A 25,774-nucleotide genomic window follows, 5' to 3' on the forward strand; every position below is an offset into this window, starting at 1 on the left:
ATCTTTATTTTGAGATTAACCTAAAATTATTTCTTCACCGTGCTGTTATACTGTGCAATCTTGTCTGTAATTTGTTTGGCTGCTGCATCCAGCGCTTCCTGTGGTGTACCTTGTCCATTCAGGACCGTTTCAATCGCTCCTTCGACAAGTTGTCTGGCTTCTGGGAATACACCCATTAATGCCCCGGATGTTGCTGTCGAATCCGCGGAAGCGTGCAATTGGTCGACTGCTGTCTGGAATTGCGGGTACTTCGTCATATTATCCTTTAATACTTGCTCTTCGTAGGCTGCTGTCGTAATAGGGAAGTATCCTGTCGCAACACTCCAGTTCGCTTGTACCTCTGGTGTAGCCAAGTACTTGATGAATTCCCACGCCGCTTGTTGTTGCGCTTCCGATTTGTTATTCATGATGTACAAGCTCGCTCCACCCACTACAACGCCGCCTTCTTTGGCATCCGCTGGACGAGGCAGGAAGCCTGTTCCCAGTTCAAACTTGCCACCTGAACCTTCTACGATTTTACGCAGGCCAGCTGTGGAATCAAGAGTCATACCGATTTGCTGAGCTGTAAATGCTGCTGTTGTATCGTCTGTGCTACGTCCCAGATTGGAGAGGGTTTTCTCGTCGATCATCTTTTTCCACCACGTTAATGTCTTCACTCCAGCTTCGGAGTTCAACAGAGACTCTGTGGCTGCTTCGGTTCTTCCGTTACCATTGTTTACATAATCTGCATTCTGGTTCGCAAAGAACTGTTCCATGAACCAGCCGTATATCGCCATGGATGCTCCTGGCTTCCCGTCTTTTGCCAGTGCTTTTGCCGCTTGCTCAAACTCTTCATACGTCTTCGGCGGGTTCTCCGGGTCCAGACCTGCTGCTTTGAACATATCCTTGTTATAGTACAGAATCGGGTTTGATGTGTTGAACGGCATCGCGTTCAATTTGCCATCGATGGTGTAGTATCGGATGATGTTCGGCTCCAGTTGGGACAGGTCGAATTGGTCCTTGTCGATGAACTGTTGTACGGGCGTAATCATGCCCGAATCGATCATGAACTTGCTACCGATCTCGTAGACCTGGATAATGTCAGGACCACTGTCTGAGCCCATGGATGCTTTGAGTTTGTTCAGACTTTCATCGTACTTCCCTTGATAGATGGGTTTCACCTGAATCTCCGGATGGCTAGCGTTAAAGTCGGAAGCGAGTTGGTTAATGGCTTTCTCCCCTGCGCCAGACATGGAGTGCCACCACGTCAATTGTGTTGTTTCAGCGGCGGCTGCTTCTGCTGGTGCGCCACTTGCCGGGCTGCTCGTTTCTGCTTTCGTTCCGCAAGCGGAGATGACCAACATGAGTGCAGCCAGCATTAATGCAAATGTTCCTCTTTTTTTCAAACGAAATCCGTTCATAATCGCTCTCCTTTTATATGGCTCGCTTACAATAAAATCTTGGGGATGACGCGGTGTGGCCGTTACGGTTACGAATCGTTCTTTTGATCGCTGTTATCCCCGGATTTTTCTCATTCCCCCTCTCAAAGGGGAAAATCCGGGGATAAAGGCGAACGCTTCGCTTCTTCAGAATCGATTTCGTCCCCTCCACTACTACCGTCGTTCATTTCAACATCTTATTTGAAGCACGAGCCTCATTTTATTCGCTCCTGGTATCTAAAACCGTAGACCTTGTACGAAGATACAAGGTTTAATTCAAAACCTCTTAATCAAAATCTTTAGATCAAAACCTTCAGAGCTTCCACTTCAATTAAATAGTTGTAAAACTTTCTCTCCTTACCCCTTCAGCGCGCCTGCGGCCATTCCGCGGACAAGTTGTTTCAACCCGAAGATCAATAGCAGTAAGGATGGTAGAATCACCATTGCTGTTCCGGCAAATACCAGATTCCATGCTGTGGATTCCTGGAACTCCAGCATCGAAATTCCGATCTGTGCGGTTCTCATTTCCGGTGTGTTTGTCACCAGCAGCGGCCAGAGATACGAATTGTACATGCTTAAGAATGAATAGATTGCCAGTGTACCAAGTGCCGGACGGGACAAAGGCAAGACATGCGATATGAAATAGCGAATATGACCACAACCGTCGATCCTCGCCGCCTCGAACAATTCCTTGGGTAGCTGCATGAAGAACTGTCTTAGCAGGAATGTACCAAACGCCGTTGCCAGAAACGGCACCGTCAGTCCTTGATAACTATCCAGCCAGCCCCAGCTACGAACCGTGAGGTAATTTGGGATCATCGTTACTTCCCATGGAATCATCATCGTTGCGACAAACATGCTGAAGATGACGTTTTTGCCTTTGAACTGCATTTTCGCAAACGCATAAGCTGCCATACTCGCTGTAATCAATTGACCAAGCGTCGTCAGTCCTGCGACAAGAAAGGTATTGCCGATAAATCGACCGATCGGAACAATATCGAACACTTCGCTAAAGTTGGACAGATCGATTGAATTTGGAATGATATGCGGCGGATAAGCGCTCGCATCTTCCGGCGTCATGACGGCCATGAAAAAGGTGTACATCACCGGATACAGCACAAGTGCTGCACAGATCGTCAGTAATACATACAACAGCGTTTTGGTCCATGTCGCACTCATTGGTAATGCACTTTCCTTTCTACCCATTTGAACTGGATCAGGGTCAGCAGCATAATCACCACGAACAGGATCAGTGCCTGTGCACTACCTGTACCAAAGCGGAAATTAACGAAAGCTTCCTGATAGATGGAATAGACGAAAACATTCGTACTGTCCATCGGGCCACCCCGGGTTAGAATGTTGATCTGACCGAACGATTGAAAAGCGCCAATGATCGATACGACCGTAACAAAGAATAACGTTGGTGACAGTAGCGGCATCGAGATTTTGCGAAACGTCAGCAAGGGTCCTGCGCCGTCAATCTTGGCGCTCTCGTAGATCTCATCCGGGATGCCTGCCAAACCACTGGATAGAATAATGTAGTTGAATCCAAGGTTCATCCAGATTGTCATGATGGAGATTGAGATCAATGCCCAATCCGGGCTGGTGAGCCAGGGAATTGGATCGATGCCTACTTTGCCAAGCAGATAATTCAGCATGCCCAGGGTCGGATGGAATAGAAACTTCCAGATCACCGCTGACGAACCGACGGATAACACCACGGGCAGCGAGAATACAAATTGGAACACACGCATTCCCTTGAACCGGTTGTGGGTCAGTGCAGCCAGAATCAGAGCAGCCAACATACCTGTGGGGACTGTAAACAGGACAAATAATAATGTCACTTTCATCCCTTGCATAAACAGTCCTGATTGGAATACCGCCTTGAAGTTATCCAGCCCTACGTAAGCCGCAATCTGTCCCGTCGGATCTGTGGAATGCAGACTCAGGTACACGGACTTAAACATCGGGTAAAACAGAAACACTGCAAACAAAAGCAGCGATGGTGCCAGGAAACCATAGGCCAGCATATTCTCCCGCATTCGCTGCACACGCAGCGAGACTGTCCGGCGCTCACTCGTACCGGATACGCGCCGTTTGGCGGCGGGCAAGCTGATCCGGTTATCAAGCTCACTCATCGGATTTTCTTCCCCCTTGTTTCACGCATTCAGTGTGTGTGAGATGTTACATCCACTTCAGCACCACGTTATCTAGTGTAAGAGTCGAATGTCACAGCAAAATCCGTTCTGAATCAACGTAACGTTAATCATGGACAAGGGTGTTTACGCAAATGTGCATCAATTCGAAAGCGAAATCCAGACCGGATTTCGCGACAAAAAACCGCAAGAACTCCCCTGTTTGGAGATGTCCCTGCGGTTCGATGTGTAAATGGAATATGAACGTTTTCCTATTAATGAAAGTGACTCATTTTACATTAATCTGTAAATCTTCCAAACGAGGTGAAGCGATTAACCGTTCGAGTTAACGATTAAGATGATATGGTACTGTGGTGACAATCACATCTTTGTAATTAATCAGATAAGCCCGGATCATGAAGCTGGTCTGGTTGTGCAGTACATTTTGCCACCAGTGCTTGGTGATGAATTGCGGAATCAGAATGGTGATATGATCGGTCTCCGCCGTTTTCCACTCTACGGTATCAATGAATTTCTTGAGCGGCCCCATAATGCTACGGTACCTCGATTTGATCACAACCAGACGAACGCCTGGATTCCATTCTTCCCACTTCTGCTCCATCTTGCGTATCGCCTCATCATCGAATCCAATGTACAGTGCGACCACATGATCCGACATCGTCTGGGCGTAACTAATCGTATTCATGACGACCCGGGTAATGCCTGCAACTGGAATGACAATGGTATTGCCTTTTTTGGCCGGCTTATCGACCTGAATATCAATCCGCAGTTCATCTGCAATATTGCAATAGTGACGGTGAATACGCATGAACACATAGACAACGAGCGGCAAAAAGATAAAGATGACCCATGTCTGCGTGAACTTGGTGAAAATAAAGATCAGGGTAATCGATAGCGTAGTCAGCATACCGACTGTATTGACCAGCAGTTTCATCTGCCAGCCCGACGGCTTCACTTTGATCCAGCGAATCATCATGCCGAGCTGAGACAGGGTAAATGGAATGAACACCCCTACCGCATAGAGCGGAATCAGGCTTTCCGTATTTCCTTTGAACCCGACCACCAGCAGCGCAGACATCACACTGAGAAAAATAATGCCGTTCGAGAAGCCAAGGCGGTCTCCTCTGACCATGAACATATGGGGCATATATTTGTCTTTGGCCATCATGAAGGATAACAGTGGGAAAGCCGAATACGCCGTATTCGCTGCCAGGAACAGGATCAGTGCTGTTACACCCTGGATGATAAAATACATCCACCCTCTGCCAAATGTAGCTTCGGCAATCTGGGAAATAACTGTGGCATGGGGATCAGGTTTCACCCCATAACCGAAGGCCAGCAACGTGATGCCAATGAACATGGCACCCAATATACAACCCATGAGCAGTAACGTACCGGCAGCATTTTTCTCGGCAGGTTGCTTGAAGTTCGGGATCGCGTTACTTACCGCTTCTACGCCAGTCAAGGCCGAACATCCAGAGCTAAATGCCTTCAGTAACAGAAACATACTCACATGGGATAGACTTGTTCCGAATTCAGGTGCAGCTGCGTCCATCCCCCCGGCAAGAAATTTGATTCCGCCCGAGATAATCAGAACCGCAATCGAGAAGATAAATAGATAGATGGGGATCGCCAGCACAGACGCTGACTCCGTCACTCCCCGCAAATTCATAATCGTTAGAAAAACAATCATAATGAGTGCAATCACGACACTGTAGTCATGCAGCATTGGAAAAGCCGATGTAATCGCATCCGTGCCTGCGGACGAACTCACAGCAACGGTCAGAATATAATCCACCAGCAGAGATCCTCCGGCAATCAGACTGGAGGTGGTACCCAGATTATCCTTGGCTACGATATAAGCGCCGCCCCCTGTTGGATAAGCAAATATCGTCTGGCGATAGGAAAAAATTAAAATGACGAGTAATCCCAGCACGGCGATGGAAATCGGAACGGAGTACCATAGGGCGGCGAATCCGGCTGCAACGAGCACCAGCAAAATCTGTTCCGTACCGTAGGCAACGGACGATAGGGCATCCGAGGACAGGATGGCGAGTGCCTTCCATTTCCCCAATTTTTCTCCATCCAGTTCAGCCGATTTCATGGGCTTGCCTATTAAGATTCTCTTCATTTTGCCAAGCATGATCATAACTTCCTTCCGTCTCTCATCTGTGAAGCATTGTTATTATGCAAAATCGCAGAGCCGTTGACAATACGTCATTTCACCCGAATTTCGCCAGCGCGTGATAATGCATTCTACGATTCAATAATCGATAACAAAGCCATTCTTGTTCAGCAATTTGAACTTTTTTGAACCAAAATGACGATTGTTCGTCAAAAAAAAGGAAATGGCCTTCGGTTCAATGAACCAAAGACCACTTCCTCGATCTATGCGTTAACTATAAAACAATCCAGCTTTCATTAACTGCCCAGAATGCCGGGACGAGGAGTAACACCAAACGCTTGTGCCAGTGTGGTCAGCTGCTCATCCGTAATTCTCTGTCGGATCTCGTGACCGGCAACCAGCATATACACTTGGGCTGCCTTCTCAATCGTCTCAATCAGACCAAAAGCCTCGTCAATCGTTGTACCTGTTCCGAAGATGCCATGCTGCGGCCAGATGACCGCGTGATATTCTTTCATTTTCTCAGCCGTTTCGCGGCCAATCTCGTTCGATCCAGGAATCATCCATGGAATAATGCCGATCCCATCCGGAAATACAACCACACACTCCGTGCACATCTGCCAGAGGGTCTTCGTGAATTTTGCTTCATCCAATTCGTGGATAAACGTCATTGCCAATACATGAGTGGCATGGTTGTGCATGACAACCCGGTGGTTGGGGTCCAATTTCAAACGTTCAATATGGCTCATGAAATGCGTAGGCAACTCACTCGTTGGATTCGCCCCCGACTTCAATCCCCAGAGCACTTCCAGCTCCTGTCCATCTTGCGATACACGTAGCAACCCCAGATTGCTCTCGGGATCGGCGAGTACATTTTTGAAATATTTGCCCGATGCCGTCACGATAAAATACTTGCCTGCCAGCTCTTGCACCGAAAATGCAGGTTTGATCTTGCGAATCACATGATGGATATCAATATATTGGGCAACTTCCTCTTCCTCCAGCAGATAGCTGACATTACCGCCATTGCGCTCATCCCAGCCATTTTTCCACATATGTTGTGTAATTTCGGCCATCTCACGGATAAATGGAATATGGAAACCTGCAGCCTGTGTTGTTTCATTGGTAAGGGTCACGTTCATGATCAATCTCTCCTTATATTGAAAATGATATGGCTTGCCACGCACATAGTAAGTTCCTTTTTTCACATTCATTATACCTTTGTTTATCTTTGATAGTCAATAACAAACACAGAAATAATCTTTTATTTATTTCTGTTTATTTTTGTTTATTTGAAAATAAAACAAAAAAATACCCCACCGGCGCCCGGCAGGGTCAGTCACACATCTATTTAACACGAGAAGGGGTTTACAAGAGTTATCATACCTCTGCTACCTTAATAGAAGCTGAAAACAGAATAAAAAAAGCATGAAAAGCGGGTTGAGCAGGTATGGACAACGTACCTCTTTCGATCTATTTCACGTTAAGCGGATACGATGTGGCCTGTCCCTATTCGAAGCATATCTATGATTTTTTCAGCACATAGGTCGGATGCATCTTTCCAGTCGGTTCATATCGTTCGTCACCTGTGTACTCGAATCCCAGCTTGATCAAGATGTGACGTGACACTTCATTATCTGGATGATGCCCGGCAAACAGTGCCTTCGCCTTCATTTCGTCAAAGGCATACTTAATCACCGCATGCGCTGCTTCCTGGGCATACCCTTTGCCCCAGTGATCCCGGGTTAGATGGAATCCCAGTTCATACATATCCTCTTCTGAAGAATACGGACGCAGGCCACAACAGCCCACAAACACCTCGGACTCTTTCTCAAAAAGGGGCCAATATTGCACCCCCGCTTCCTTTTGCCTTTGAATTTCCTGTGTTAATCGTGCTTCTACTTCATCCTCGCTTAGAAATCCCTTACTGCTAATCCACTTGGCAACCTCATGATCGCCCCACAGCGCAAACGCCAGCGCACGATCCCCTTCGTTCCACGACGCACATTCCAACCGTTCGGTTTCAAATAAGATTGTTCTGTTCATCATCCACTAACCTCCTGTATGCCAACACAAATCTGCGTGCCGCCTATACCTTAAATTAATCGAATGACCGTCAGGATAAACAAATATGTATAAAGACCCTAGTATAATATCATTTTCAATCCAGAAGGTTCCACCAAAAAAAGAAAGACCCCTGCCGACATCATGTCCGGCAGAGGCCCATCTACTGTATTACACCAATTAGAAATCTGCTACGGCGAATTGAACTGTTCCGGAAGCAGCGCCTCCAAGGTTGGCTTGTAATGCAAAAACCAGGACTGCACTTGCAGTAATTGTAAGACTGCTGTTTACTGGAACCACGTAAGTGACTACTGGTGCATTAACACGAGTGATTACGAGAGATACTGGGAAAGGTCCGTAGTTGTTTACTGTAACGCTGGCATTGGTTCCTCCAGACAGGTTTTCGTAGTAGGACTTGCCTACGCCAGCTGGAAGATTGTAATACTGTAATGGTAAAAGGATGGCCATTGAAATCACCTCCTTTTGCTTTGATACGGTATTCTATGTTCAGAAACTAGTAAAGTCACGGTGAAATGACCGTGTTATAACGTCCATTTTTAATAGACAGCATAGATTGATAGACAACTGTACGCAAAAAGCCCCACCGGACCATCCGGTGGAGCCAACTAAGCTTACTTTAATATTACAGGTTTAATTAGGCATACAGCATGAAAAAGTTCAGTTCATGACCCTGCTGCTTGAGGTAGTTATACAGCTGCGAACGGTGATGGAACACATGCGTTAACGTTTCAATCTGCCATTGCGCCTGCAAATGACCATGTTCCATATAGAAAGCTTTGGTAGAGCGGTTTAAATAATCTTCTTCACTCAATCCCGTAATATATGCTTTGTAGGATTCGAAATTGCTCCACAACGTTGCTTCAAGCTTCTCGATATCCTCGATTCCGGACAAACTGTTCTCCACCAGACCAACCTCTGCTTCACCTTTTTCCTGCATAATGGCAAGATCCGATGCCGTGATCTGGATAAAATGATGCACAAGCTCCACCAATGAACGCATATTCTCCTGTGGACGAACCGACCAATCCTCCGAACGGATCAAGCGAATTAACGAAGCCCCCGTCCGTACGCCTGTTTCCAACTCATTCAACAAATGATCCCGAATCTGCAATGTTCCATTCATATATGATGTCTCCCTTATCTTTTATTCTCACGATTTAAGTATAACCGACGGTTCTACAGATCTATTGTACAAATCGGACAACATTCTGCCATGCTCCTTGGCTGCCGTCAACGGAGTCTCTCCATAAAACTTGCGAAATTGCCGAATCAGATGGGCTTGGTCAAAAAATCCGTGATTCTGGGCAAGCATTGCCCAGTCTGCCGTGTTCCCCTGATGAATATCATTCAGCACTCGATGAAAACGAACCACCTCACTGAACCGTTTGGGACTGATTCCGACCCACTCCGAGAACTTGCGATGCAGCTGCCGCTCACTGATCACTTCACGCATCGCCAGCTCCTGGACAGTCATACGTCCCCCATCTATAAAGATGCGGTGCAGCACGTTTTTCATCAGATCGTTCTCAGATGTGCTTGACTGCATGGACAACGGACTCAAGTACGCGTTCATAACTTCTACCCGCTCTGCAAAACTGTTCGTTTCGGCCATCCGCTCCTGAAGCTCGTTTAGCTTCTCCGGCCAACATTCCTGAAGGGCAATTCGCTTATCCGTAAACCATTCCAGAGGCATGCCATGGAAGACATGCGCTCCACCTGGAAAGAACCGGACACCAAAGGTGTAATCTCCAGCAGGCGAACCATCATCGGATGGCTCAGGTACAGCGAACGGCTGTGTATAATTGCCGCAGTAAGCATAGGAGTGCTCCGAACAGACCGGGTCGTATGTAATCAGCATATCCGTGCAACCATCCGGCAATACCCGTGCAGGGACAGTCATCACCGATTGCTCTCGACCTTCTCCCCAAGTAACATCTGCATGCGTGTTCGGAAGAGATCCTGATTCCCAATAACAGGCCACATAAGCCATCAAGCCGGCAACAGGTATTTTCTCAACATAATAACTGTTAGGGTACGTTCCATTTATCTGAATAGGCTTAAACAACGGGTGCAGGCTGTGATCCACAATTCCATCCTCCGATCACTAGAGTTGGTTACACATTATGTATTCATCTATCATACCATCAACCGCAGAAATGGAGAAAAAAAGTGCCCTACCGGAGGACAATCCGATAGGGCCAGTCACACATCTATTTAACACGAGAAGGGGTTTACAAGACTTATCTTACCTTCGCAACCTTAATGGAAACTGAAATTGGGATGAATATCAGATCAAAATTACTCAATTTTTAACTCAGTCCGTGAAGTTTGCGAAAACGCTCCGGACTCATGCCTGTATGCCTTTTGAACATCGCACAGAAATAACTGGCATTCTCGTAGCCCACCCGATCAGCAACTTCATAGATTCGGAGTTCTCTCTCACTGAACATCAGTTGTTTGCTCCGATTGATTCGTTCCTGGTTTACGTAAAATACAGGTCTGGTATGAAGCGCCTTCTGAAACAGTCTGCACAAATATTGAGGAGACACCACAGCCACATCGGCCAGTTCCTTCAGCGACAGTGAACGATCCAGATGCTCTGCGATATAACGCAGCACAGGCTTCAAGCGCTCCAGTTCATCATTATAGTTGGCAGATACGATGAGTAGTGGCTTCAGATCCAACAGCAGAGCATATAATTGTTTGGAACATTCCACATCGTAATCTGCATAATCCGTATCACCCCCATTCTCACCTCTAACCAGAAGTTGCTCCAGGCCATGCAACAGCGTGGCTGTCCTGAGTCTGCACACGCGTGAACCGGTAATCCCCGCATAAGATAATAGCTGACTGGCTTCTCTCCCCTGAAACGAGACCCAAGCCAGCTCCCAGCGGTCACTGATCGGCATATATCGATGCGGCACATCAGGGTACAGAACGAAAATGTCACCCGGTCCGACGATGTATTCTTCGTCTTGTATAATCACTCTTCCCTGACCATGAATGATCTGGTGGATCTGATAATCCGGGAATCCCTCTGGACGCTCGGTTTCATATTGGTGTTCCCAGTATCCAACCGTGGTCATATAGATCGGCAGGCGAGCAGCTTCTTCTGTTTTACCAAAAAAAATCCGGGTATCCATCCAGTACACCACTCTCTCCATCGTTAGTTTCATATTGTGATATATATGGGCAATATTCTTTATTTTCTAAGTCTCAATTCAATTCTATAATGACAATATTATAACATTTCAGAAGGAGTTGCTGTTATGCGAAAGAAACTGGTACACACCCCTCCGGCGAATGGATACCCGGAATGGAACAATAATCCCGAGACTTTTCAAGTAGGCCGTCTACCCGCACATGCTTCTATGGTAGCGTTTCCATCTATAGCAGAAGCATTGTCCAATGATTCCAGCGCATCGCCATGGTACGAATCACTGAATGGTCAGTGGAAGTTTGCCTTTGCGGAGACACCGGAGCAACGGATTACATCCTTTTATGAGAACAACTATGATGCCAGTGACTGGGACGAGATCGCCGTTCCTTCCAACTGGCAGCTACAAGGTTACGATTATCCCCAGTATACGAATATGACGTATCCGTGGGTCGAGCGTGAGCCTGAACTGAAGCCCCCATTTGCACCAACAACTTATAATCCAGTGGGTTCGTATATCCATACGTTTACTGTTCCTGCAGACTGGAAAGACCGGCCTGTCCTGCTTCATTTTGAGGGCGTTGAATCCGCCTTTTATGTATGGGTCAACGGAGAGCTCGTCGGTTATAGCGAGGACACATTCACACCCGCAGAATTTGATATCACTCCGTATCTAACGGAAGGTGAGAACAAGCTCGCTGTGGAGGTATATCGTTGGTGTGATGCGAGCTGGCTGGAGAATCAGGATTTCTGGCGGTTAAGCGGCATATTCCGTGGTGTATACTTGCATTCACCTTCACCCGTTCAGATCGCCGATTTCTTTGTTCGTACCGAACTGGATGACGCGTATCAGGATGCGGAGTTACTGCTGGATTTGAAATTATTTAATCATAATGCCGCGCAGACCACTGCCGGATTGTCCGTCCAAGCCCAGCTCTATGATGCACAGCAACAGACTGTATTGAAACAGCCACTTACTGCGGCCGTTACGTTCCAGGGCGAGGATGAACTTTCATTTAATTTGTCAGCAGAGGTTATCAATCCGCTTCTATGGAGCGCCGAGTCCCCTCATCTATATACACTTGTGCTGTCCATTCAGGACGAATCAGGCGAAACACTGGAAGCGGTCCGCAGCCGGATCGGATTCCGCAAGTTTGAACTGAAGGACGGCCTGATGCAAATCAACGGCAAACGCATTGTATTCAAAGGTGTGAATCGTCATGAGTTTTCCCCGGATACCGGTCGAGCCATTGGGCGGGAAGATATGATCCGTGACATCGAGTTAATGAAGTCCTATAACGTTAACGCCGTGCGCACATCCCATTATCCGAATCAGTCACTCTGGTACGAACTCTGTGATGAATACGGCCTCTATGTTATTGACGAGACGAATCTGGAGACTCACGGCACTTGGTACTATGGGCAAAAGGAAATGAATGAGGACAACATTCCTGCAAGCAAGCCGGAATGGCGTAACAACGTAATCGACCGCTGTAACTCGATGTTCCAGCGGGACAAAAACCATGCGTCCGTGATTATCTGGTCTCTCGGTAATGAGTCCTTCGGCGGCGATAACTTCATCGCGATGTACGATTATCTGAAACAAGTCGATCCAACCCGTCTCGTTCATTATGAAGGGACCTTCCATTATCGCCCTTCTGATTCAGCAAGCGATATTGAATCGACGATGTATATCAGCCCTGAAAATGTAGAGAATTATGCTCGCATGCCAGGACCGAAGAAACCTTATATTATCTGCGAATACAGCCATGCCATGGGGAACTCCTGCGGTGGTCTGCATCTGTATTGGGATTTGTTCGATAAATATGATGTGTTGCAGGGTGCATTCATCTGGGACTGGGTCGATCAGTCCATTCGTACCACTACGGCAGACGGTGTCGAATATTTCGCTTATGGCGGAGACTTCGGTGAATCCCCTCATGATGGCAATTTCTGCGGTAACGGACTGATTCTGGCGGATAAGACAGTTACACCGAAACTGGAAGAAGTGAAGAAATGTTATCAGAACGTTCGTATGGAAGCTATTGATGTAAAAGACGGCCTGCTACGCATCCGAAACCAGTTCCTGTTCACGGATCTGAGCGAATATTCGCTCGTGTGGACAGTAACACACGATGGTGTATCCGTAGAGAACGGCACGCTCGATATCGCGGTACCTCCTGGCGAATCGACCGAAGTCCGTATCCCATACACGCCATCGTCTGATTTGCTCAAGGAAGCGGTGCTGACTATATCCTTGGTTACGAAAGTTGCAACCAAATGGGCAGGAACAGGTCATGAGATTGCCTGGGATCAGTTCGTGGTATCTCCACGATTGCGTCCAATCCAACCGGTGTATCAAGGACAAGGCAATGCTCCGCAGGTACAGGATCTACAAGATGAATTGCAAGTGGCTGCAGGCCAAGTCACGTTGAGCTTCAATCCAGCTACTGGCACGCTCACGTCCTATCAGATCAATAATCAGGAGCAATTGCTCGCACCTGTCCGCCCGAATTTCTGGAGAGCCATGACAGACAACGATATGGGGAACCGCTTGAATGAGCGTTCTGCGTTCTGGAGAGATGCTCACGCTACCAGCAGACTAATTCGTTTCGAACACCATGCAGACGAACAAGGCATTCTCGTGACGACCGATTATACGTGGGATCAACATCCGGGATGTACGCTGTCCATCACATACCGAATTGATCCGGATGGCGTATTGGAAATCAGTCAAACCCTTATTCCAGGCGAAGGCCTACCCGATCTACCGGAATTCGGTATACTGCTGCAACTGAATAACAGCCTGGATACAATCTCTTGGTACGGCAGAGGCCCTCATGACAATTATGCAGACCGTCTAACCAGTGCACGTCTCGGCTATTACACAGGTGCGGTTCAAGATCAATTCGTTCCATACCTGAAACCACAAGAGTGTGGTAACAAAACGGATGTACGCTTTGCTGAAGTTACATCAGAGGATGGTCAAAGTGGTCTGCACGTAGAAGCCACCATACCATTTGAAATCAATGCGTTACCGTGGACACCTGAGGAATTGGAAGCAAACGATCATGTGTACAAATTACCTGAGAGCACACAGACTGTGGCGCGTATCAATTACAAACAAATGGGTGTCGGTGGAGATGACAGCTGGGGTGCTCGCACACATGCTGAATACACCTTACCAGCCAACCGCGCGTATCACTTCACCTTTACGGTAAGACCTGTATAACATCAAGCAAGCACTGCTGGCAGTATGCCGGCAGTGCTTTTTTTGTGGAGTGGTGAGTAGTATGAGTTTGAAGTTTTTCAACGGAACATTATAATGAATGAGGTGCAAGAAAGATTTTTACCAGCTATTACTCTATTACGAGGTGAGATTTTGCAATATCTGTTTACCGCTCTCTTCATTCTTGGCTTTATCACTTTCTTGGTATCTGTTGTTGGAATGATCCTATCTATTCGCAAAGGCAATAGGTTGCCAATCAGATATATTTTTCTAACGACGGCCTGTTTTGCGATTGCTTCAATAGGGTTGTATGGCACGCTGACTTTATCTTCGAACTCTACTCAGTCTGAAATAGATCAGACCCCTTCATCCCAGATTGAACTCTCTGGCTTCAACATGACTACCGAAGATTTTAAAAACAAGTTTAATGGCGCCGTGGGCAAATACCGACTGAATGGTTTGAGTATTACCCGCTTGAATATGAAAGACTCTTCGACGCAGGGCACTGGCGCTTTCGAGTATGTATTCAATGACGAATTGCGCTTGGTTGGTGTAGTGAATGCAGATGAGAGCGTACAGGAAGTCAGGTTATACGCAACCGGTGATGCGAGCGAACCAACGGGTGGAATTCTTTTGACTGCTATCGCCACACTCATTCTCACAACCAATAGTGAGTACACGTATAACGATGCACAAGATGTCATCCAGGATATCGGTCTATTGGATCGCGATGTGAATCAGCGTGATTTTGATGGAGCGACGGTTCGAAATGGATTAGAATATCGCTTCAGCGTACAGGATCATGAACACTCGACTTTTGAAATAACTGTTGCGAAATAAGATACCACACGTTAGGCCGCTCCATGAAGGAACGGCCTAACGTGTGGTATGTACTATAGGAGTGATTCAGTAATTTACTTGTAATCTCCTCTTCTTAGGGATTAAAGAGTCCTACTATTAAAGTAATCACGATACAAAAAAGCGATACAGGGTACAATATCCATTTACTGATTTTATCTTTGAAGGTGATCATCAAACAAATAATGCATATCCACGCAATTAATAGTTGCCACCAAACCAATGATGAACACCTCCACCATACGAGCGTTACTCAAAAGTTACAATCTCGCTTTGATTGTTCCAACTCATTTTAAAGGTAATTGGATTTTTCATTTTCTCCGTCTCAGTAATTGTTCCTGACATCGTGAACGGTACCCCTTCTTCTTCAAGTGATTTCCCCTGTTGTGATAAATTGTTGCCAGTAAGGTCAAACACAAAATCCTTTATACGCTTTTCATCACCGATGTAGGTTATAGTATAGATCCCTGTCGATCTCTGAAGAGATATATTCCAGTTATCGCTCTTTCCGCGGATTATATCATCCGCACCACAAGCTGAGACAATAGATACAAGCACTATAACACAAAGAATCAATGGCAGTTTAAATAATTTCATAATATCCCTCCTTTTAGGAATATACCCAAAAATGTGAGTTGTGATATTTGCTAATCATTCCTGATATCTAATCTATATAAGTTGAACTAAAGTTATTTACACAGACACTACGATGACAGAATAACCCTTCCAATCGCTTTATATAGTTTAATGTGACTTACCTTTGATATGACTAACGATTCTCTGAGCATCGTACTTGACCCATCCCAACAATGCAGAACCTCGTGATGTTTGCCAAGGTAGACCTACAAAGTACAGTCCAACAACGGGTGAGACTCCTGTCTCGTGTAAAATTACACCTTTGGAATCAAAAGCAGTATCGATATCGATCCAACTGTCATTTCGCTTAAACCCAGTCGCCCAGATAATATTGTCTATTCGTGTCTCACTACCATCCTCATATAGGATACGGTCATCTATCGCATTTACAGCACGTGGGCGCATGTTAACTTTTCCCTGGGTCATCAATTCTTTTAACTCATAACCATAGACGTACTCAGGCTGATTTCGCAACCATTTTCCAACCATACGATCTGCACTTGCACGTAATACTCCGAGCTTTTCAAAATACCAGAATATACTTCGTTTCATGATATGCAAAGGCCTAAAGGTTATATTTTGAGCTATGGATATGTATACGGTTTGTTTATCATCTGCTGCTAACTCTACGGCGATTTGAGCACCTGAATTGCCTCCGCCTACAACTACTGTTGTTCCAGGAAGCAATTGAGAGATTTTTTTATACTCTGAAGAATGAAGCTGAATCACTTGCTCGGATAATGATTTCGCAAACTGAGGAACATTCTTCGTCTGGAAAGGTCCCGTCGCAACGATAATATTGCGCGCTTCGATCATTCCATTATTGGTTTCAGCATAGTACACCTCATCTTGCTTCGAGAGACGAGAGATTAAACAGTTTAACTTTATAGGAAGATGCATTTGCTTGGCGTAACTTTCAAAATAATCTGCAATTTCATCTTTGCTTGGCAGGCCACTTTCATTTCCACTAAGCGGCATTCCAGGTAACCCATCATACATTCGTGGGGTAAAAAGACGTAAGGAATCGTACCGTTTACGCCAAGATTGCCCGACTGATGAGGCAGCGTCAACGATTAAAAAGGTTAACCCCGACCGCTGAAGATAGTAACCTGCTGCCAAACCTGCTTGTCCAGCTCCGATAACCAATACATCGTACATATGTATCATCTCCAATATCGTCTATATACTAATATATGAGCACTTATTCATATATTCATTTTACTTAACAACTGTCTGTTTAGCAATAGAAGAAAACCACACTACTTTTTTGAAAAAATCAACATTAAAAAGACTCCCTCTCGGGAGCCATTAATTATTGCAGCGTAGGTTGCATGTAACTTAACTTTGATTCTAAGTATGCTATGTTCTTTTGTTCGTTAGTTAGTTATTACCTGGTGTATCTATCGATGTCATCGTTCGCAGACTGATGCTCTCTTCTATGATGATCTTCATGCTGACGAACGTCATTCTTTAACTTTGCTAAGAATCCCCACCCCATAAAGGCAAGTAAAAGCACGGTAATCAGCGCATAAGCAAAGCTATATAGATTCATAAAAAAGTTGATAAAAATTGCAGCGAGCATCAAGCCCAGAATCCATAATACCCACTTCGTACCCTTTCTCAATTCATTTCCTCCTCAAGTCGTGACTCATAACCTGTCTATGTATCACTGTACATACGAAATCATAGGAACGAGGTTTCAATCACAGGGCTTCAAATCTACATTTAGAGCGAATTACCGAATCTTTAATTAACATCAGTTCCAAGAGAAACATCCAATATGCCCGACATCCCTTGCGCAGAAGAGGTACTTACATAATACGAACCAGTCGACAACGCTTTGTCGCTATAATATGTATGCTCTTTTCCATCTGCTGGGACACTGCCAGACGTTATTGCGGTTCCACTAGTAGATCCTTCATTGATCGTGAACGTGAAGTCTTTCGCACCCTTGTTTTTAAAACTTGCTTTTACATATCCAAATCCTGCAGGAATATTAAACCGATGCGTGTTAGCAGTACCTGCGAAATCTTCATTATTAATTACTGTTAATGTAGTTGATGGAGTATTTCTAGGTTCATTTGCTTTTACGAATCTTCCTTCAGAATTGGAAGTGAAATTATAAATTAAGATAATAACAGCAGCCGACACCAAAACTGCCACTATCATTTTTCTAACATGTTTCATGATATATGACCTCTGTATCACTTAATACTAACCTTCATCATACAACTGCAAATATTCCCTTTGCAATAGGAAGAAGACATATCAGGTAACTCTAAGAAAGAAAAATGGGAACTCTCCAAAATTAGTGAACTTGAATTATGATAGTATTCAACAACACAAAAAACCACTCCTTAATAGAAATTAAGAAGTGGTTTTTGATTCATTTATAATTTGTAAAAGTGACTGCTTCACAAATTTTCGTCGCATCGCAACGAGAATTCACTCTGCTAGGCACATGATGTAATAAAGGTTTTTACACCTTTATTACATCATGCCGCCCATTCCACCCATACCGCCCATGTCAGGCATTCCGCCACCAGCACCTGCTGGTTCTGGTTTGTCAGCGATAACTGCTTCAGTAGTCAGGAACATTGCTGCTACGGAAGCCGCGTTTTGCAATGCATAACGAGTTACTTTCGCAGGGTCAACGATACCAGCTTCGATCATGTTAACCCACTCGCCAGTTGCAGCGTTGAAGCCTACGCCAGTTTGTTCTTTTTTCAGACGTTCCACGATTACGGAACCTTCTTCGCCAGCGTTAGCTGCGATTGTACGGATTGGTGCTTCTAGAGCACGCAGGACGATGTTTACGCCTGTTTGCTCGTCACCGGACAGAGCTACAGCCGCAACCGCGCTATATACGTTCATGAGCGCTGTACCACCACCGGATACGATACCTTCTTCAACCGCAGCGCGAGTTGCGTTCAGGGCATCTTCGATGCGAAGTTTGCGTTCTTTCAATTCTGTTTCAGTAGCCGCACCAACTTTGATTACTGCTACACCGCCGGACAATTTAGCCAGACGCTCTTGCAGTTTCTCTTTGTCGAACTCGGAAGTTGTTTCTTCCAATTGTGTACGGATTTGGCTAACACGTGCATCGATATCGGATTTGTTACCAGCACCGTCAACGATGATTGTGTTTTCTTTAGTTACGCGGATTTGACGAGCTGTACCCAGTTGTTCCACAACAGCGGATTTCAGGTCCAGACCCAGTTCTTCCGTGATCAATTGGCCACCAGTGAGGGCAGCGATGTCTTGCAGCATTGCTTTACGACGGTCACCGAATCCTGGAGCTTTAACAGCTACAGCATTGAATGTACCACGCAATTTGTTCACAACCAGCATAGCCAGTGCTTCGCCTTCGATATCTTCAGCGATCAATACCAGCGGTTTGCCTTGTTGAACAATTTTCTCAAGCAATGGCAAGATATCTTGCGTGCTGGAGATTTTTTTGTCTGTGATCAAGATGTACGGATTGTCCAAAACAGCTTCCATCTTGTCCGTATCAGTGATCATGTAAGGAGAGATGTATCCACGGTCGAATTGCATACCTTCAACCACTTCAAGCTCTGTAGCGAATCCTTTGGATTCTTCTACTGTGATTACGCCATCTTTACCTACTTTTTCCATAGCTTCAGCGATCAGTTCGCCTACTTCTTCGTCAGCTGCAGAGATTGCTGCAACTTGTGCAATGGATTGTTTGGAATCGATTGGTTTGGAGATGGATTGCAATTCAGCAACCGCAGCTTTAACCGCTTTGTCGATCCCTTTACGGATACCGATTGGGCTAGCGCCTGCAGTTACGTTTTTCAGACCTTCTGTGATCAGCGCTTGCGCCAATACAGTTGCTGTTGTAGTACCGTCACCGGCAACATCGTTGGTTTTCGTTGCTACTTCTTTAACCAGTTGTGCACCCATGTTCTCGAATGCATCTTCCAGTTCGATTTCTTTAGCAATGGTTACACCATCGTTTGTGATGAGCGGGCTTCCGAATTTTTTCTCCAGAACCACGTTACGGCCTTTAGGACCGAGTGTTACTTTTACTGCATTAGCCAATGCGTCCACACCACGAAGCATGGAGCGACGAGCGTCTTCACTGAATTTAATGTCTTTAGCCATGTTAAGAAAACCTCCCTAGTTTTTGTTGGAAAATGGTAGTGCTATATGGTTCGGTTATCCGATTAAATTTGAATTAGTCGAGAATCGCGTGAATATCGCTTTCTTTCATAATCAAATATTCTTTACCTTCGAATTTGATTTCTGTACCGGCATATTTGGAGAAAATAACGCGATCTCCTTCTTTCACTTCCAGAGCTACACGTACGCCGTCTTTCAATACTCCAGCACCAACTGCAATGATTCTACCCTCTTGCGGTTTTTCTTTGGCGGAGTCCGGGAGTACGATCCCGAAAGAAGTTGTTTGTTCTTGCTCCAGTGGTTCTACCAATACGCGTTCACCTAAAGGTCTGATCATGAAAAATAGCCTCCTTTTGAAATTATATAACGTTACATTGTAGGTTGTAGCCATATGTATTAGCACTCGACAGTGTTCAGTGCTAACAACCAACTTTATGATACTCAACTTGAAGCATGATTTCAAGTCCTTTTGACGAATTCCTGCGAGAATTTACGTTGAATTTACACGAACATAGCAAAATTACACCCGCTGTGCCTGGTTCTATGTTGCAATTCACTAATCTTATTCTACGAAATTGTTTAGCCCTTCTGCAACGTTAGCAGACAGTCCCTTTCCCATTGTATCCATTGTTGAACATAATATGCCTGCTTGTCCTGTCGTGGTGGTCGGCAGTCTACAGAAATAGCCCGGATAAGAACAGACCGTCTTTTCCGGGCACATTACAGCTTATCCTCATTCAGCCCGCATGGTTCTTATCCTCTGCACGAACGTAACGGGATTCGATCTCTTCATCGGCCGCAAGCTGCTTGCGGTATACGATTGCGGATAGAAGCACACTGATCTCATATAACAGGAGCAAGGGAATCATCACCAGAAGATCGGATATGAAGTCTGGAGGTGTAATGACCACAGCAATGAAGATCAAGACAAAATAAGAGACTCTGCGCATCTTGCGAAGACGAATTGGATTCAGTATCCGCAGTCCTGTCAGAAACATAATAAGTAAAGGAAGTTCAAATAATAGGGACACAGGCAACACAATGCCAAACAGGAAGCTGAAATACTGTTTCATCCCGTAGGTCTCCACAAGCCCCATCTTCTCCGTAATCGCTGTCGTGAAGGCGAGTGCCATTGGAAAAATAACATAATACGAGAAAGCCATTCCTATAAGAAATAGCAGAAATACATAAGGCACATACTTCAGCGTAGCTTTTCGCTCGCGAGGCTTTAACCCTGGACTAACAAACTTCCAGATCTGATACACCGTAAACGGCAGTGTGATGATAAGTGAAAACAAACCAGCAATCTTCATGTAAATGCCAATCCCGTCCCAGAACGAGAAGGCATGCAATACAAAACCTTTGGCCGACTCTGACTTGGTCAGATATTGATATACCGGGTCCGCCACAAAAAATCCTGCAATCAGTCCCAGCACAAAAATGCTTAATACGTAGATCAGCCGCTTCCGCAGCTCGCTCAGATGTTCCGTAATCGACATTTCTTCCATTTGCTGCGTCATGCCCGCCCCCCATTATTGCCAGCTTAAAATACAAAACCCTTCCGGCAGGAAGGGATTTCTCTTTCATTGCCGTCAAGATTATTCCGGCAGGCGTTTATCAGCAGGCTTGTCTGCAGGTGTGCTCTCAGCCGCCAGCGGTTTCGCTTTCTCCTGCTCTTTGCGATTCGACGAGTCATCCTCAGAGATAATCTCGCGAGCGCCCTCTTTGAATTCACGGAAGGTACGCCCAACTGCACGTCCCAGTTCCGGAAGTTTGTTGGGTCCAAATAACAACAATGCAATCACGGCCAGCAAAATAAAACCCGTTGGTCCAATGGAACTAAACATTGATATTCCTCCTCGTCTTCAAGGTTCAAAGATGCGCATATTCGGCCATACGGTCATAGATGTCTCTGCTACGTTCTTAATTTAAGCCCATCATACCACAGATGTAACCACTTACATAACCCGCAATATTCACAAATAAAGAGATATCATGCCGAGAGTCCGTACCCGCTTATTGCTTGAACTGACCCGTAACCATCAGCAACGCTTCTGGAAGTTGATCCATAATGGCAGCCAGATGTTCATGCACACCCTTCGGTGTACCTGGCAGATTGACGATCAATGTACGTCCACGAATACCGCATACACCACGGAACAGCATTGCAGAACGGTTTTTGCTCATTACACTGTAACGCATGGCTTCTGCCATCCCGGGAACTTCCCGTTCAATCACGCGCCGGGTCGCCTCCGGAGTAATATCACGAATGGCCAGCTCCGTACCACCGGTAGTCAGCACCAGATCGGCGTGAAAATAATCCGTCATCTCAATCAAAGCCGCAATAATCTCATCGGGTTCATCCGGAACGATGCGGTACTCCACGATTTGACCACCCAGCTCTTCTTCCACCAGTTCCCGAATGACTTGTGCACTCGTATCCTCACGTTCCCCGCGGGCTCCTTTGTCGCTGGCTGTCAGGATTGCTGTTCTCCACACCATAAAGATCACCCTTCTCCTCTATGAAAATAAATATTGCCTATCGGCTGTAATCACCGTTTTTGCCACCACTCTTGGAATTCAGCATGGTTGGACCGATAATCATATCTTTTTGCATCGCCTTGCACATGTCATAGACCGTCAGTGCAGCAGCCGAAGCCGCCGTGAGTGCCTCCATCTCAACACCTGTTTTGCCTTCCGTTTTGACAGTGACTTCAATGTGTAATTCATCCACTCCGTTATCATGAAAACGAATATCTACACCCGTCAGTGCCAAAGGATGGCACATCGGAATCCAGTCCGACGTTTTCTTCGCACCTTGAATCCCGGCAATCTGAGCCACAGCCAGAACGTCACCTTTACCGATTCGGCCCTCCCGAATCGCTTCCAGTGTATCTGGATTCATCGTCACTTTCGTTACGGCCACAGCCGTACGTACGGTAGTTTCCTTACCCGAAATATCAACCATCCGGGCCCGCCCCTGTTCATTAAAATGGGTCAGTTTGCCACCGGAAGCCTGGCCGTTATTCGCTTCTGAACTCAATCACATCACAACCCTTTATTCGATATGTAATATACCTTCGGTTGTTATCAACAGATCAATCCGCAGATCGAGCAGGTCCATCGGAATCTCATCCTGTAGCTGACCCGGCAATACCATCGCAGCCATCAACGGTTTCTTGTCCGTCATCGCACATTGTGCTGCAAGCGTCTCGGCAAAACGGTCATAATAACCGCCACCATAACCAATACGTCCTCCATGAAGGTCATAACCAAGCCCGGGTACCAAGACGAGATCGATATCCGGCCAATCTTCAGGTGAAAGAACTTCACAGGAATCTTGGGGTTCCGGTATTCCCCATATGCCTGGCTCCAGATCCTGTTCTCCGGTTACTTGCCGCAGTTCCATTCGGGGTGGATTCGCCAATACTTTCGGTGCTAACATCACATCTCCATGCTTCCAGCCCTCTTCAAACAGAAACGCTGTGGATGCTTCGCTTCCATAGGACAAATAACTGAATATGACGAGTGGTCTGTTCCCGACCTTACGCTTGGCCTGTCTAAGGCGCTCCAACTCCCGCTTCATTCCAGCGTTAATCTTAGTCATTGCCTGCTGACGCATGCTCGCATCCATCAGATCACGGCTCTGTCTCAGTCTGGATCGAAGCTGGCTTTTCAGTTCCGCATGATCCTGCATATCCTTGAATAACCTCCTGTTGATAGGGAAGGTAGAAAAAAGCTCTCATTAAAAACATTTTATATGTTATGACCAGATGTCATCTTGTTGAAATGGTTAAAATGATTTATTTTCTGCAAAATCCTCATGTAATAACATGCCTTCTTTCAGTTTATCATTGATTGATCAAAAAGACTACATGCCCCATGCGTTCCCAATCGGTGCAATTGCTCTGTATTTCATGTAAACTGAGATGTAGTTGTCAAATCAAGAACTGGACCTATGGAGGAACTTAATTTTATGCTGCTGCAAGTATCCGGAATTATCAAACGTTTTGGTGTCGATCCAATCCTGGACGGCGTGAACTTACAAATATTAGAACGCGAGCGCATCGGCCTCGTTGGTGTAAACGGTGCAGGGAAATCCACTTTGCTCAAAATTGTGGCGGGTGAAATGTCTTATGACGGAGGACAGATTTTCAAATCCAAAGAAACGACGCTTGGTTACCTCGCCCAGAACAGCGGACTGCAATCCGACCGTAACATCTGGGAAGAAATGATGAACGTGTTCGCTCACCTGACACAGGCTGAAGCCGATTTGCGTCAGATGGAACGCGACATTGCCGACCCTGCCCAGATGGAAGACGAGAAAAAATACGCGGACCTGCTGGAACGTTATGCGAAACGCTCCGACTGGTTCAAGGACCATGGCGGTTATGAGATGGAAACTCGCATTCGCAGTGTACTGCACGGGATGGGATTCGGCGAATTTTCGCCAGATACCCCTATTGCCACACTTAGTGGCGGGCAGAAGACACGCCTTGCGCTTGCTCGTATTTTGCTTCAGGCACCTGATCTGCTCATGCTTGACGAGCCTACCAACTATCTCGATATCGCCACTCTTACATGGTTGGAAGATTATCTGAGAGGGTATTCAGGCGCACTGCTCGTGGTATCCCATGACCGGTACTTCCTGGATCGACTCGTAACGACCATCGTGGAGATCGAACGTCACCGCTCCAAAAAATACACGGGCAATTACAGCCGTTATATGGAACTCAAAGCTGCTGAGTATGAAACTCAGATGAAGCAGTATGAGAAACAACAGGGTGAAATCTCCAAGATGGAGGATTTTGTCCAGAAAAATATCGTGCGTGCCTCGACGACCAAGCGGGCGCAAAGCCGCCGCAAGGCCCTCGACAAAATGGAGCGCCTCGATAAACCGATGGGTGATCTGAAAAAAGCTCATTTTTCCTTCGAAACCGCCGTTATGTCCGGCAAAGAAGTACTTCGTGTGGATCAGCTGTCTGTCGCTTATGACGAGGCTTCTCCATTGTTCCGCAATGTATCCTTCGATCTGCGGCGCGGGGAAACAGTTGCTCTGATTGGTCCAAACGGTATTGGTAAATCCACCATGCTGAAGTGCCTCACCGGAAGTTTGCGTCCGGTAACCGGGGATATCCAATGGGGAACGAAAGTGCAGATTGGCTATTATGATCAAGAGCAGACTGGGCTCAATCCGTCCAATACGGTTCTGGAAGAACTGTGGAGTGCCTATCCTGGGATGGAAGAAGCACGCATTCGGACCGTACTGGGGAACTTTTTGTTCAGCGGTGACGATGTGCTCAAGAAGATTTCCTCCCTCAGCGGCGGCGAGAAAGCACGTGTGTCTCTCTCCAAGCTGATGCTGAAGGAAGCGAACATGCTCATTCTGGATGAGCCTACGAACCATCTCGACCTGTTTGCCAAAGAAGTGCTGGAAGCGGCGTTAATGGATTATGAAGGCACGCTGCTGTTCATCTCCCATGACCGGTACTTCCTCAACAAAATGGCTGAGCGCATTGTCGAGCTTCATCCAGGTGGAACGGAGCACTACCTCGGAAATTATGATGATTATGTGGAGAAGAAACAGGAGCTTGAGGACATCGCACGCGAAGCTGCTGAGGCACGTCAGGCTTCATCCAAGAACTCGTCCAAATCCGATTCGAATACAGCCACAACCGAAAAATCAGGAGCTGCTTCATTCGAAGCGGAAAAACAGGCGAAGCGTGAAGAGCGTAACCGTCAACGCAAGCAGGAAGCTTTGGAACAGCAGATTGCGGACCTGGAAACGAAGATTACCGAACTTGAGGCACAGATGGCTCTGCCTGAAATCTATCAGGATTATATGAAGCTGCAAGAACTCCAGCAACAGTCGGAGGAACATAAGACACAACTCGGCAAGGCGTACGAAGAATGGGAAGAACTAGCCATGCAATAGTACGGGCTTAGCCCTGACTGATTCTGTTCTGA

24 protein-coding genes are annotated in these 25,774 nt (G+C 46.2%); 3 read left to right on the forward strand and 21 right to left on the reverse strand.

Annotated elements, in window-relative coordinates:
* Positions 1-26 precede the first annotated feature (26 nt).
* The 10 genes from HF638_RS10350 to HF638_RS10395 all read right to left on the reverse strand — a co-directional run bounded on the left by HF638_RS10350 (position 27) and on the right by HF638_RS10395 (position 10,927).
* Positions 27-1,400, reverse strand: a complete 1,374-nt coding sequence (locus HF638_RS10350; RefSeq protein WP_169480144.1) for an ABC transporter substrate-binding protein — start codon at positions 1,398-1,400, stop codon at positions 27-29.
* A 375-nt stretch (positions 1,401-1,775) separates the two neighbouring features.
* The gene (locus tag HF638_RS10355) at positions 1,776-2,597 is read right to left on the reverse strand and encodes a carbohydrate ABC transporter permease (protein WP_036669010.1); all 822 of its coding nucleotides are present in this window, start codon (positions 2,595-2,597) and stop codon (positions 1,776-1,778) included.
* Positions 2,594-3,556 (reverse strand): carbohydrate ABC transporter permease, encoded by a 963-nt coding sequence (locus tag HF638_RS10360; protein ID WP_062833088.1) that lies wholly within the window; start codon positions 3,554-3,556, stop codon positions 2,594-2,596. Before HF638_RS10360 ends, HF638_RS10355 begins: the two co-directional genes overlap by 4 nt.
* 343 nt (positions 3,557-3,899) lie before the next feature.
* Positions 3,900-5,717, reverse strand: coding sequence for an APC family permease (locus HF638_RS10365; RefSeq protein ID WP_169480145.1), 1,818 nt, complete (start codon positions 5,715-5,717; stop codon positions 3,900-3,902).
* Between the two features lie 278 nt (positions 5,718-5,995).
* Complete coding sequence (gene rhaD, locus HF638_RS10370; protein ID WP_169480146.1) at positions 5,996-6,841, reverse strand: rhamnulose-1-phosphate aldolase; 846 nt, start codon at positions 6,839-6,841, stop codon at positions 5,996-5,998.
* 382 nt (positions 6,842-7,223) lie between these two features.
* Positions 7,224-7,748, reverse strand: a complete 525-nt coding sequence (locus HF638_RS10375) for a GNAT family N-acetyltransferase (RefSeq protein WP_211175591.1) — start codon at positions 7,746-7,748, stop codon at positions 7,224-7,226.
* A gap of 195 nt (positions 7,749-7,943) precedes the next feature.
* Positions 7,944-8,231 carry a hypothetical protein gene (locus HF638_RS10380; RefSeq protein WP_169480147.1) on the reverse strand — a complete coding sequence of 96 codons (288 nt, stop codon included), beginning with the start codon at positions 8,229-8,231 and terminating at the stop codon, positions 7,944-7,946.
* 187 nt (positions 8,232-8,418) lie between these two features.
* On the reverse strand, positions 8,419-8,907 hold the full coding sequence (locus HF638_RS10385) for a DinB family protein (protein ID WP_169480148.1): 489 nt from the start codon (positions 8,905-8,907) through the stop codon (positions 8,419-8,421).
* A 27-nt stretch (positions 8,908-8,934) separates the two neighbouring features.
* On the reverse strand, positions 8,935-9,870 hold the full coding sequence (locus HF638_RS10390) for a helix-turn-helix domain-containing protein (RefSeq protein ID WP_169480149.1): 936 nt from the start codon (positions 9,868-9,870) through the stop codon (positions 8,935-8,937).
* A gap of 223 nt (positions 9,871-10,093) precedes the next feature.
* On the reverse strand, positions 10,094-10,927 hold the full coding sequence (locus HF638_RS10395; protein ID WP_169480150.1) for a helix-turn-helix transcriptional regulator: 834 nt from the start codon (positions 10,925-10,927) through the stop codon (positions 10,094-10,096).
* Positions 10,928-11,053: 126 nt separating this feature from the next.
* On the opposite strand from HF638_RS10395, the gene lacZ reads away from it, so the two are divergent.
* Positions 11,054-14,173, forward strand: coding sequence for a beta-galactosidase, LacZ type (lacZ, locus tag HF638_RS10400; protein WP_169480151.1), 3,120 nt, complete (start codon positions 11,054-11,056; stop codon positions 14,171-14,173).
* Positions 14,174-14,323: 150 nt separating this feature from the next.
* A complete protein-coding gene (locus HF638_RS10405; protein WP_169480152.1) occupies positions 14,324-15,010 on the forward strand; it encodes a hypothetical protein in 687 nt (228 codons plus the stop codon).
* A gap of 267 nt (positions 15,011-15,277) precedes the next feature.
* Here HF638_RS10405 and HF638_RS10410 read toward each other — a convergent pair whose 3' ends face one another.
* The 11 genes from HF638_RS10410 to HF638_RS10460 form a co-directional block, all read right to left on the reverse strand.
* Positions 15,278-15,625 (reverse strand): hypothetical protein, encoded by a 348-nt coding sequence (locus tag HF638_RS10410; protein WP_169480153.1) that lies wholly within the window; start codon positions 15,623-15,625, stop codon positions 15,278-15,280.
* A gap of 147 nt (positions 15,626-15,772) precedes the next feature.
* A complete protein-coding gene (locus HF638_RS10415; RefSeq protein WP_211175592.1) occupies positions 15,773-16,822 on the reverse strand; it encodes a flavin-containing monooxygenase in 1,050 nt (349 codons plus the stop codon).
* Between the two features lie 229 nt (positions 16,823-17,051).
* Complete coding sequence (locus HF638_RS10420) at positions 17,052-17,288, reverse strand: hypothetical protein (RefSeq protein ID WP_169480155.1); 237 nt, start codon at positions 17,286-17,288, stop codon at positions 17,052-17,054.
* 122 nt (positions 17,289-17,410) lie between these two features.
* On the reverse strand, positions 17,411-17,851 hold the full coding sequence (locus HF638_RS10425) for a hypothetical protein (RefSeq protein ID WP_169480156.1): 441 nt from the start codon (positions 17,849-17,851) through the stop codon (positions 17,411-17,413).
* A 303-nt stretch (positions 17,852-18,154) separates the two neighbouring features.
* Entirely contained in the window at positions 18,155-19,789 is a 1,635-nt protein-coding gene (gene groL, locus HF638_RS10430; RefSeq protein ID WP_017690076.1) for a chaperonin GroEL, read from the reverse strand.
* Between the two features lie 73 nt (positions 19,790-19,862).
* Positions 19,863-20,144: a co-chaperone GroES gene (gene groES, locus HF638_RS10435; protein WP_017690077.1), complete on the reverse strand. Its 282-nt coding sequence runs from the start codon at positions 20,142-20,144 to the stop codon at positions 19,863-19,865.
* A gap of 400 nt (positions 20,145-20,544) precedes the next feature.
* Positions 20,545-21,327 carry a twin-arginine translocase subunit TatC gene (gene tatC, locus HF638_RS10440; protein ID WP_169480157.1) on the reverse strand — a complete coding sequence of 261 codons (783 nt, stop codon included), beginning with the start codon at positions 21,325-21,327 and terminating at the stop codon, positions 20,545-20,547.
* Positions 21,328-21,405: 78 nt separating this feature from the next.
* A complete protein-coding gene (tatA, locus tag HF638_RS10445; protein WP_036668966.1) occupies positions 21,406-21,654 on the reverse strand; it encodes a twin-arginine translocase TatA/TatE family subunit in 249 nt (82 codons plus the stop codon).
* 169 nt (positions 21,655-21,823) lie between these two features.
* Positions 21,824-22,309: a MogA/MoaB family molybdenum cofactor biosynthesis protein gene (locus tag HF638_RS10450; RefSeq protein ID WP_017690080.1), complete on the reverse strand. Its 486-nt coding sequence runs from the start codon at positions 22,307-22,309 to the stop codon at positions 21,824-21,826.
* A gap of 37 nt (positions 22,310-22,346) precedes the next feature.
* Positions 22,347-22,850 carry a cyclic pyranopterin monophosphate synthase MoaC gene (gene moaC / locus HF638_RS10455; RefSeq protein ID WP_282435655.1) on the reverse strand — a complete coding sequence of 168 codons (504 nt, stop codon included), beginning with the start codon at positions 22,848-22,850 and terminating at the stop codon, positions 22,347-22,349.
* Between the two features lie 15 nt (positions 22,851-22,865).
* Positions 22,866-23,504 carry a 5-formyltetrahydrofolate cyclo-ligase gene (locus tag HF638_RS10460; protein ID WP_169480158.1) on the reverse strand — a complete coding sequence of 213 codons (639 nt, stop codon included), beginning with the start codon at positions 23,502-23,504 and terminating at the stop codon, positions 22,866-22,868.
* Positions 23,505-23,783: 279 nt separating this feature from the next.
* Here HF638_RS10460 and HF638_RS10465 point away from each other — a divergent pair, with 279 nt between their 5' ends.
* Positions 23,784-25,742 (forward strand): ABC-F family ATP-binding cassette domain-containing protein, encoded by a 1,959-nt coding sequence (locus HF638_RS10465; protein WP_169480159.1) that lies wholly within the window; start codon positions 23,784-23,786, stop codon positions 25,740-25,742.
* The last annotated feature ends 32 nt before the right edge of the window (positions 25,743-25,774 follow it).

The sequence above is a fragment of the Paenibacillus sp. SZ31 genome (genome assembly GCF_012912005.1).
In the GTDB taxonomy this organism is placed as follows: domain Bacteria; phylum Bacillota; class Bacilli; order Paenibacillales; family Paenibacillaceae; genus Paenibacillus.

Coding starts and splice junctions, on each gene's coding strand:
- HF638_RS10350 (WP_169480144.1), bottom strand. CDS start 1,400: ATGAACGGATTTCGTTTGAAAAAAAGAGGAACATTTGCATTAATGCTG.
- HF638_RS10355 (WP_036669010.1), bottom strand. CDS start 2,597: ATGAGTGCGACATGGACCAAAACGCTGTTGTATGTATTACTGACGATC.
- HF638_RS10360 (WP_062833088.1), bottom strand. CDS start 3,556: ATGAGTGAGCTTGATAACCGGATCAGCTTGCCCGCCGCCAAACGGCGC.
- HF638_RS10365 (WP_169480145.1), bottom strand. CDS start 5,717: ATGCTTGGCAAAATGAAGAGAATCTTAATAGGCAAGCCCATGAAATCG.
- rhaD (WP_169480146.1), bottom strand. CDS start 6,841: ATGAACGTGACCCTTACCAATGAAACAACACAGGCTGCAGGTTTCCAT.
- HF638_RS10375 (WP_211175591.1), bottom strand. CDS start 7,748: ATGATGAACAGAACAATCTTATTTGAAACCGAACGGTTGGAATGTGCG.
- HF638_RS10380 (WP_169480147.1), bottom strand. CDS start 8,231: ATGGCCATCCTTTTACCATTACAGTATTACAATCTTCCAGCTGGCGTA.
- HF638_RS10385 (WP_169480148.1), bottom strand. CDS start 8,907: ATGAATGGAACATTGCAGATTCGGGATCATTTGTTGAATGAGTTGGAA.
- HF638_RS10395 (WP_169480150.1), bottom strand. CDS start 10,927: ATGGATACCCGGATTTTTTTTGGTAAAACAGAAGAAGCTGCTCGCCTG.
- lacZ (WP_169480151.1), top strand. CDS start 11,054: ATGCGAAAGAAACTGGTACACACCCCTCCGGCGAATGGATACCCGGAA.
- HF638_RS10410 (WP_169480153.1), bottom strand. CDS start 15,625: ATGAAATTATTTAAACTGCCATTGATTCTTTGTGTTATAGTGCTTGTA.
- HF638_RS10415 (WP_211175592.1), bottom strand. CDS start 16,822: ATGTACGATGTATTGGTTATCGGAGCTGGACAAGCAGGTTTGGCAGCA.
- HF638_RS10425 (WP_169480156.1), bottom strand. CDS start 17,851: ATGAAACATGTTAGAAAAATGATAGTGGCAGTTTTGGTGTCGGCTGCT.
- groL (WP_017690076.1), bottom strand. CDS start 19,789: ATGGCTAAAGACATTAAATTCAGTGAAGACGCTCGTCGCTCCATGCTT.
- groES (WP_017690077.1), bottom strand. CDS start 20,144: ATGATCAGACCTTTAGGTGAACGCGTATTGGTAGAACCACTGGAGCAA.
- tatC (WP_169480157.1), bottom strand. CDS start 21,327: ATGACGCAGCAAATGGAAGAAATGTCGATTACGGAACATCTGAGCGAG.
- tatA (WP_036668966.1), bottom strand. CDS start 21,654: ATGTTTAGTTCCATTGGACCAACGGGTTTTATTTTGCTGGCCGTGATT.
- HF638_RS10450 (WP_017690080.1), bottom strand. CDS start 22,309: ATGGTGTGGAGAACAGCAATCCTGACAGCCAGCGACAAAGGAGCCCGC.
- HF638_RS10460 (WP_169480158.1), bottom strand. CDS start 23,504: ATGCAGGATCATGCGGAACTGAAAAGCCAGCTTCGATCCAGACTGAGA.
- HF638_RS10465 (WP_169480159.1), top strand. CDS start 23,784: ATGCTGCTGCAAGTATCCGGAATTATCAAACGTTTTGGTGTCGATCCA.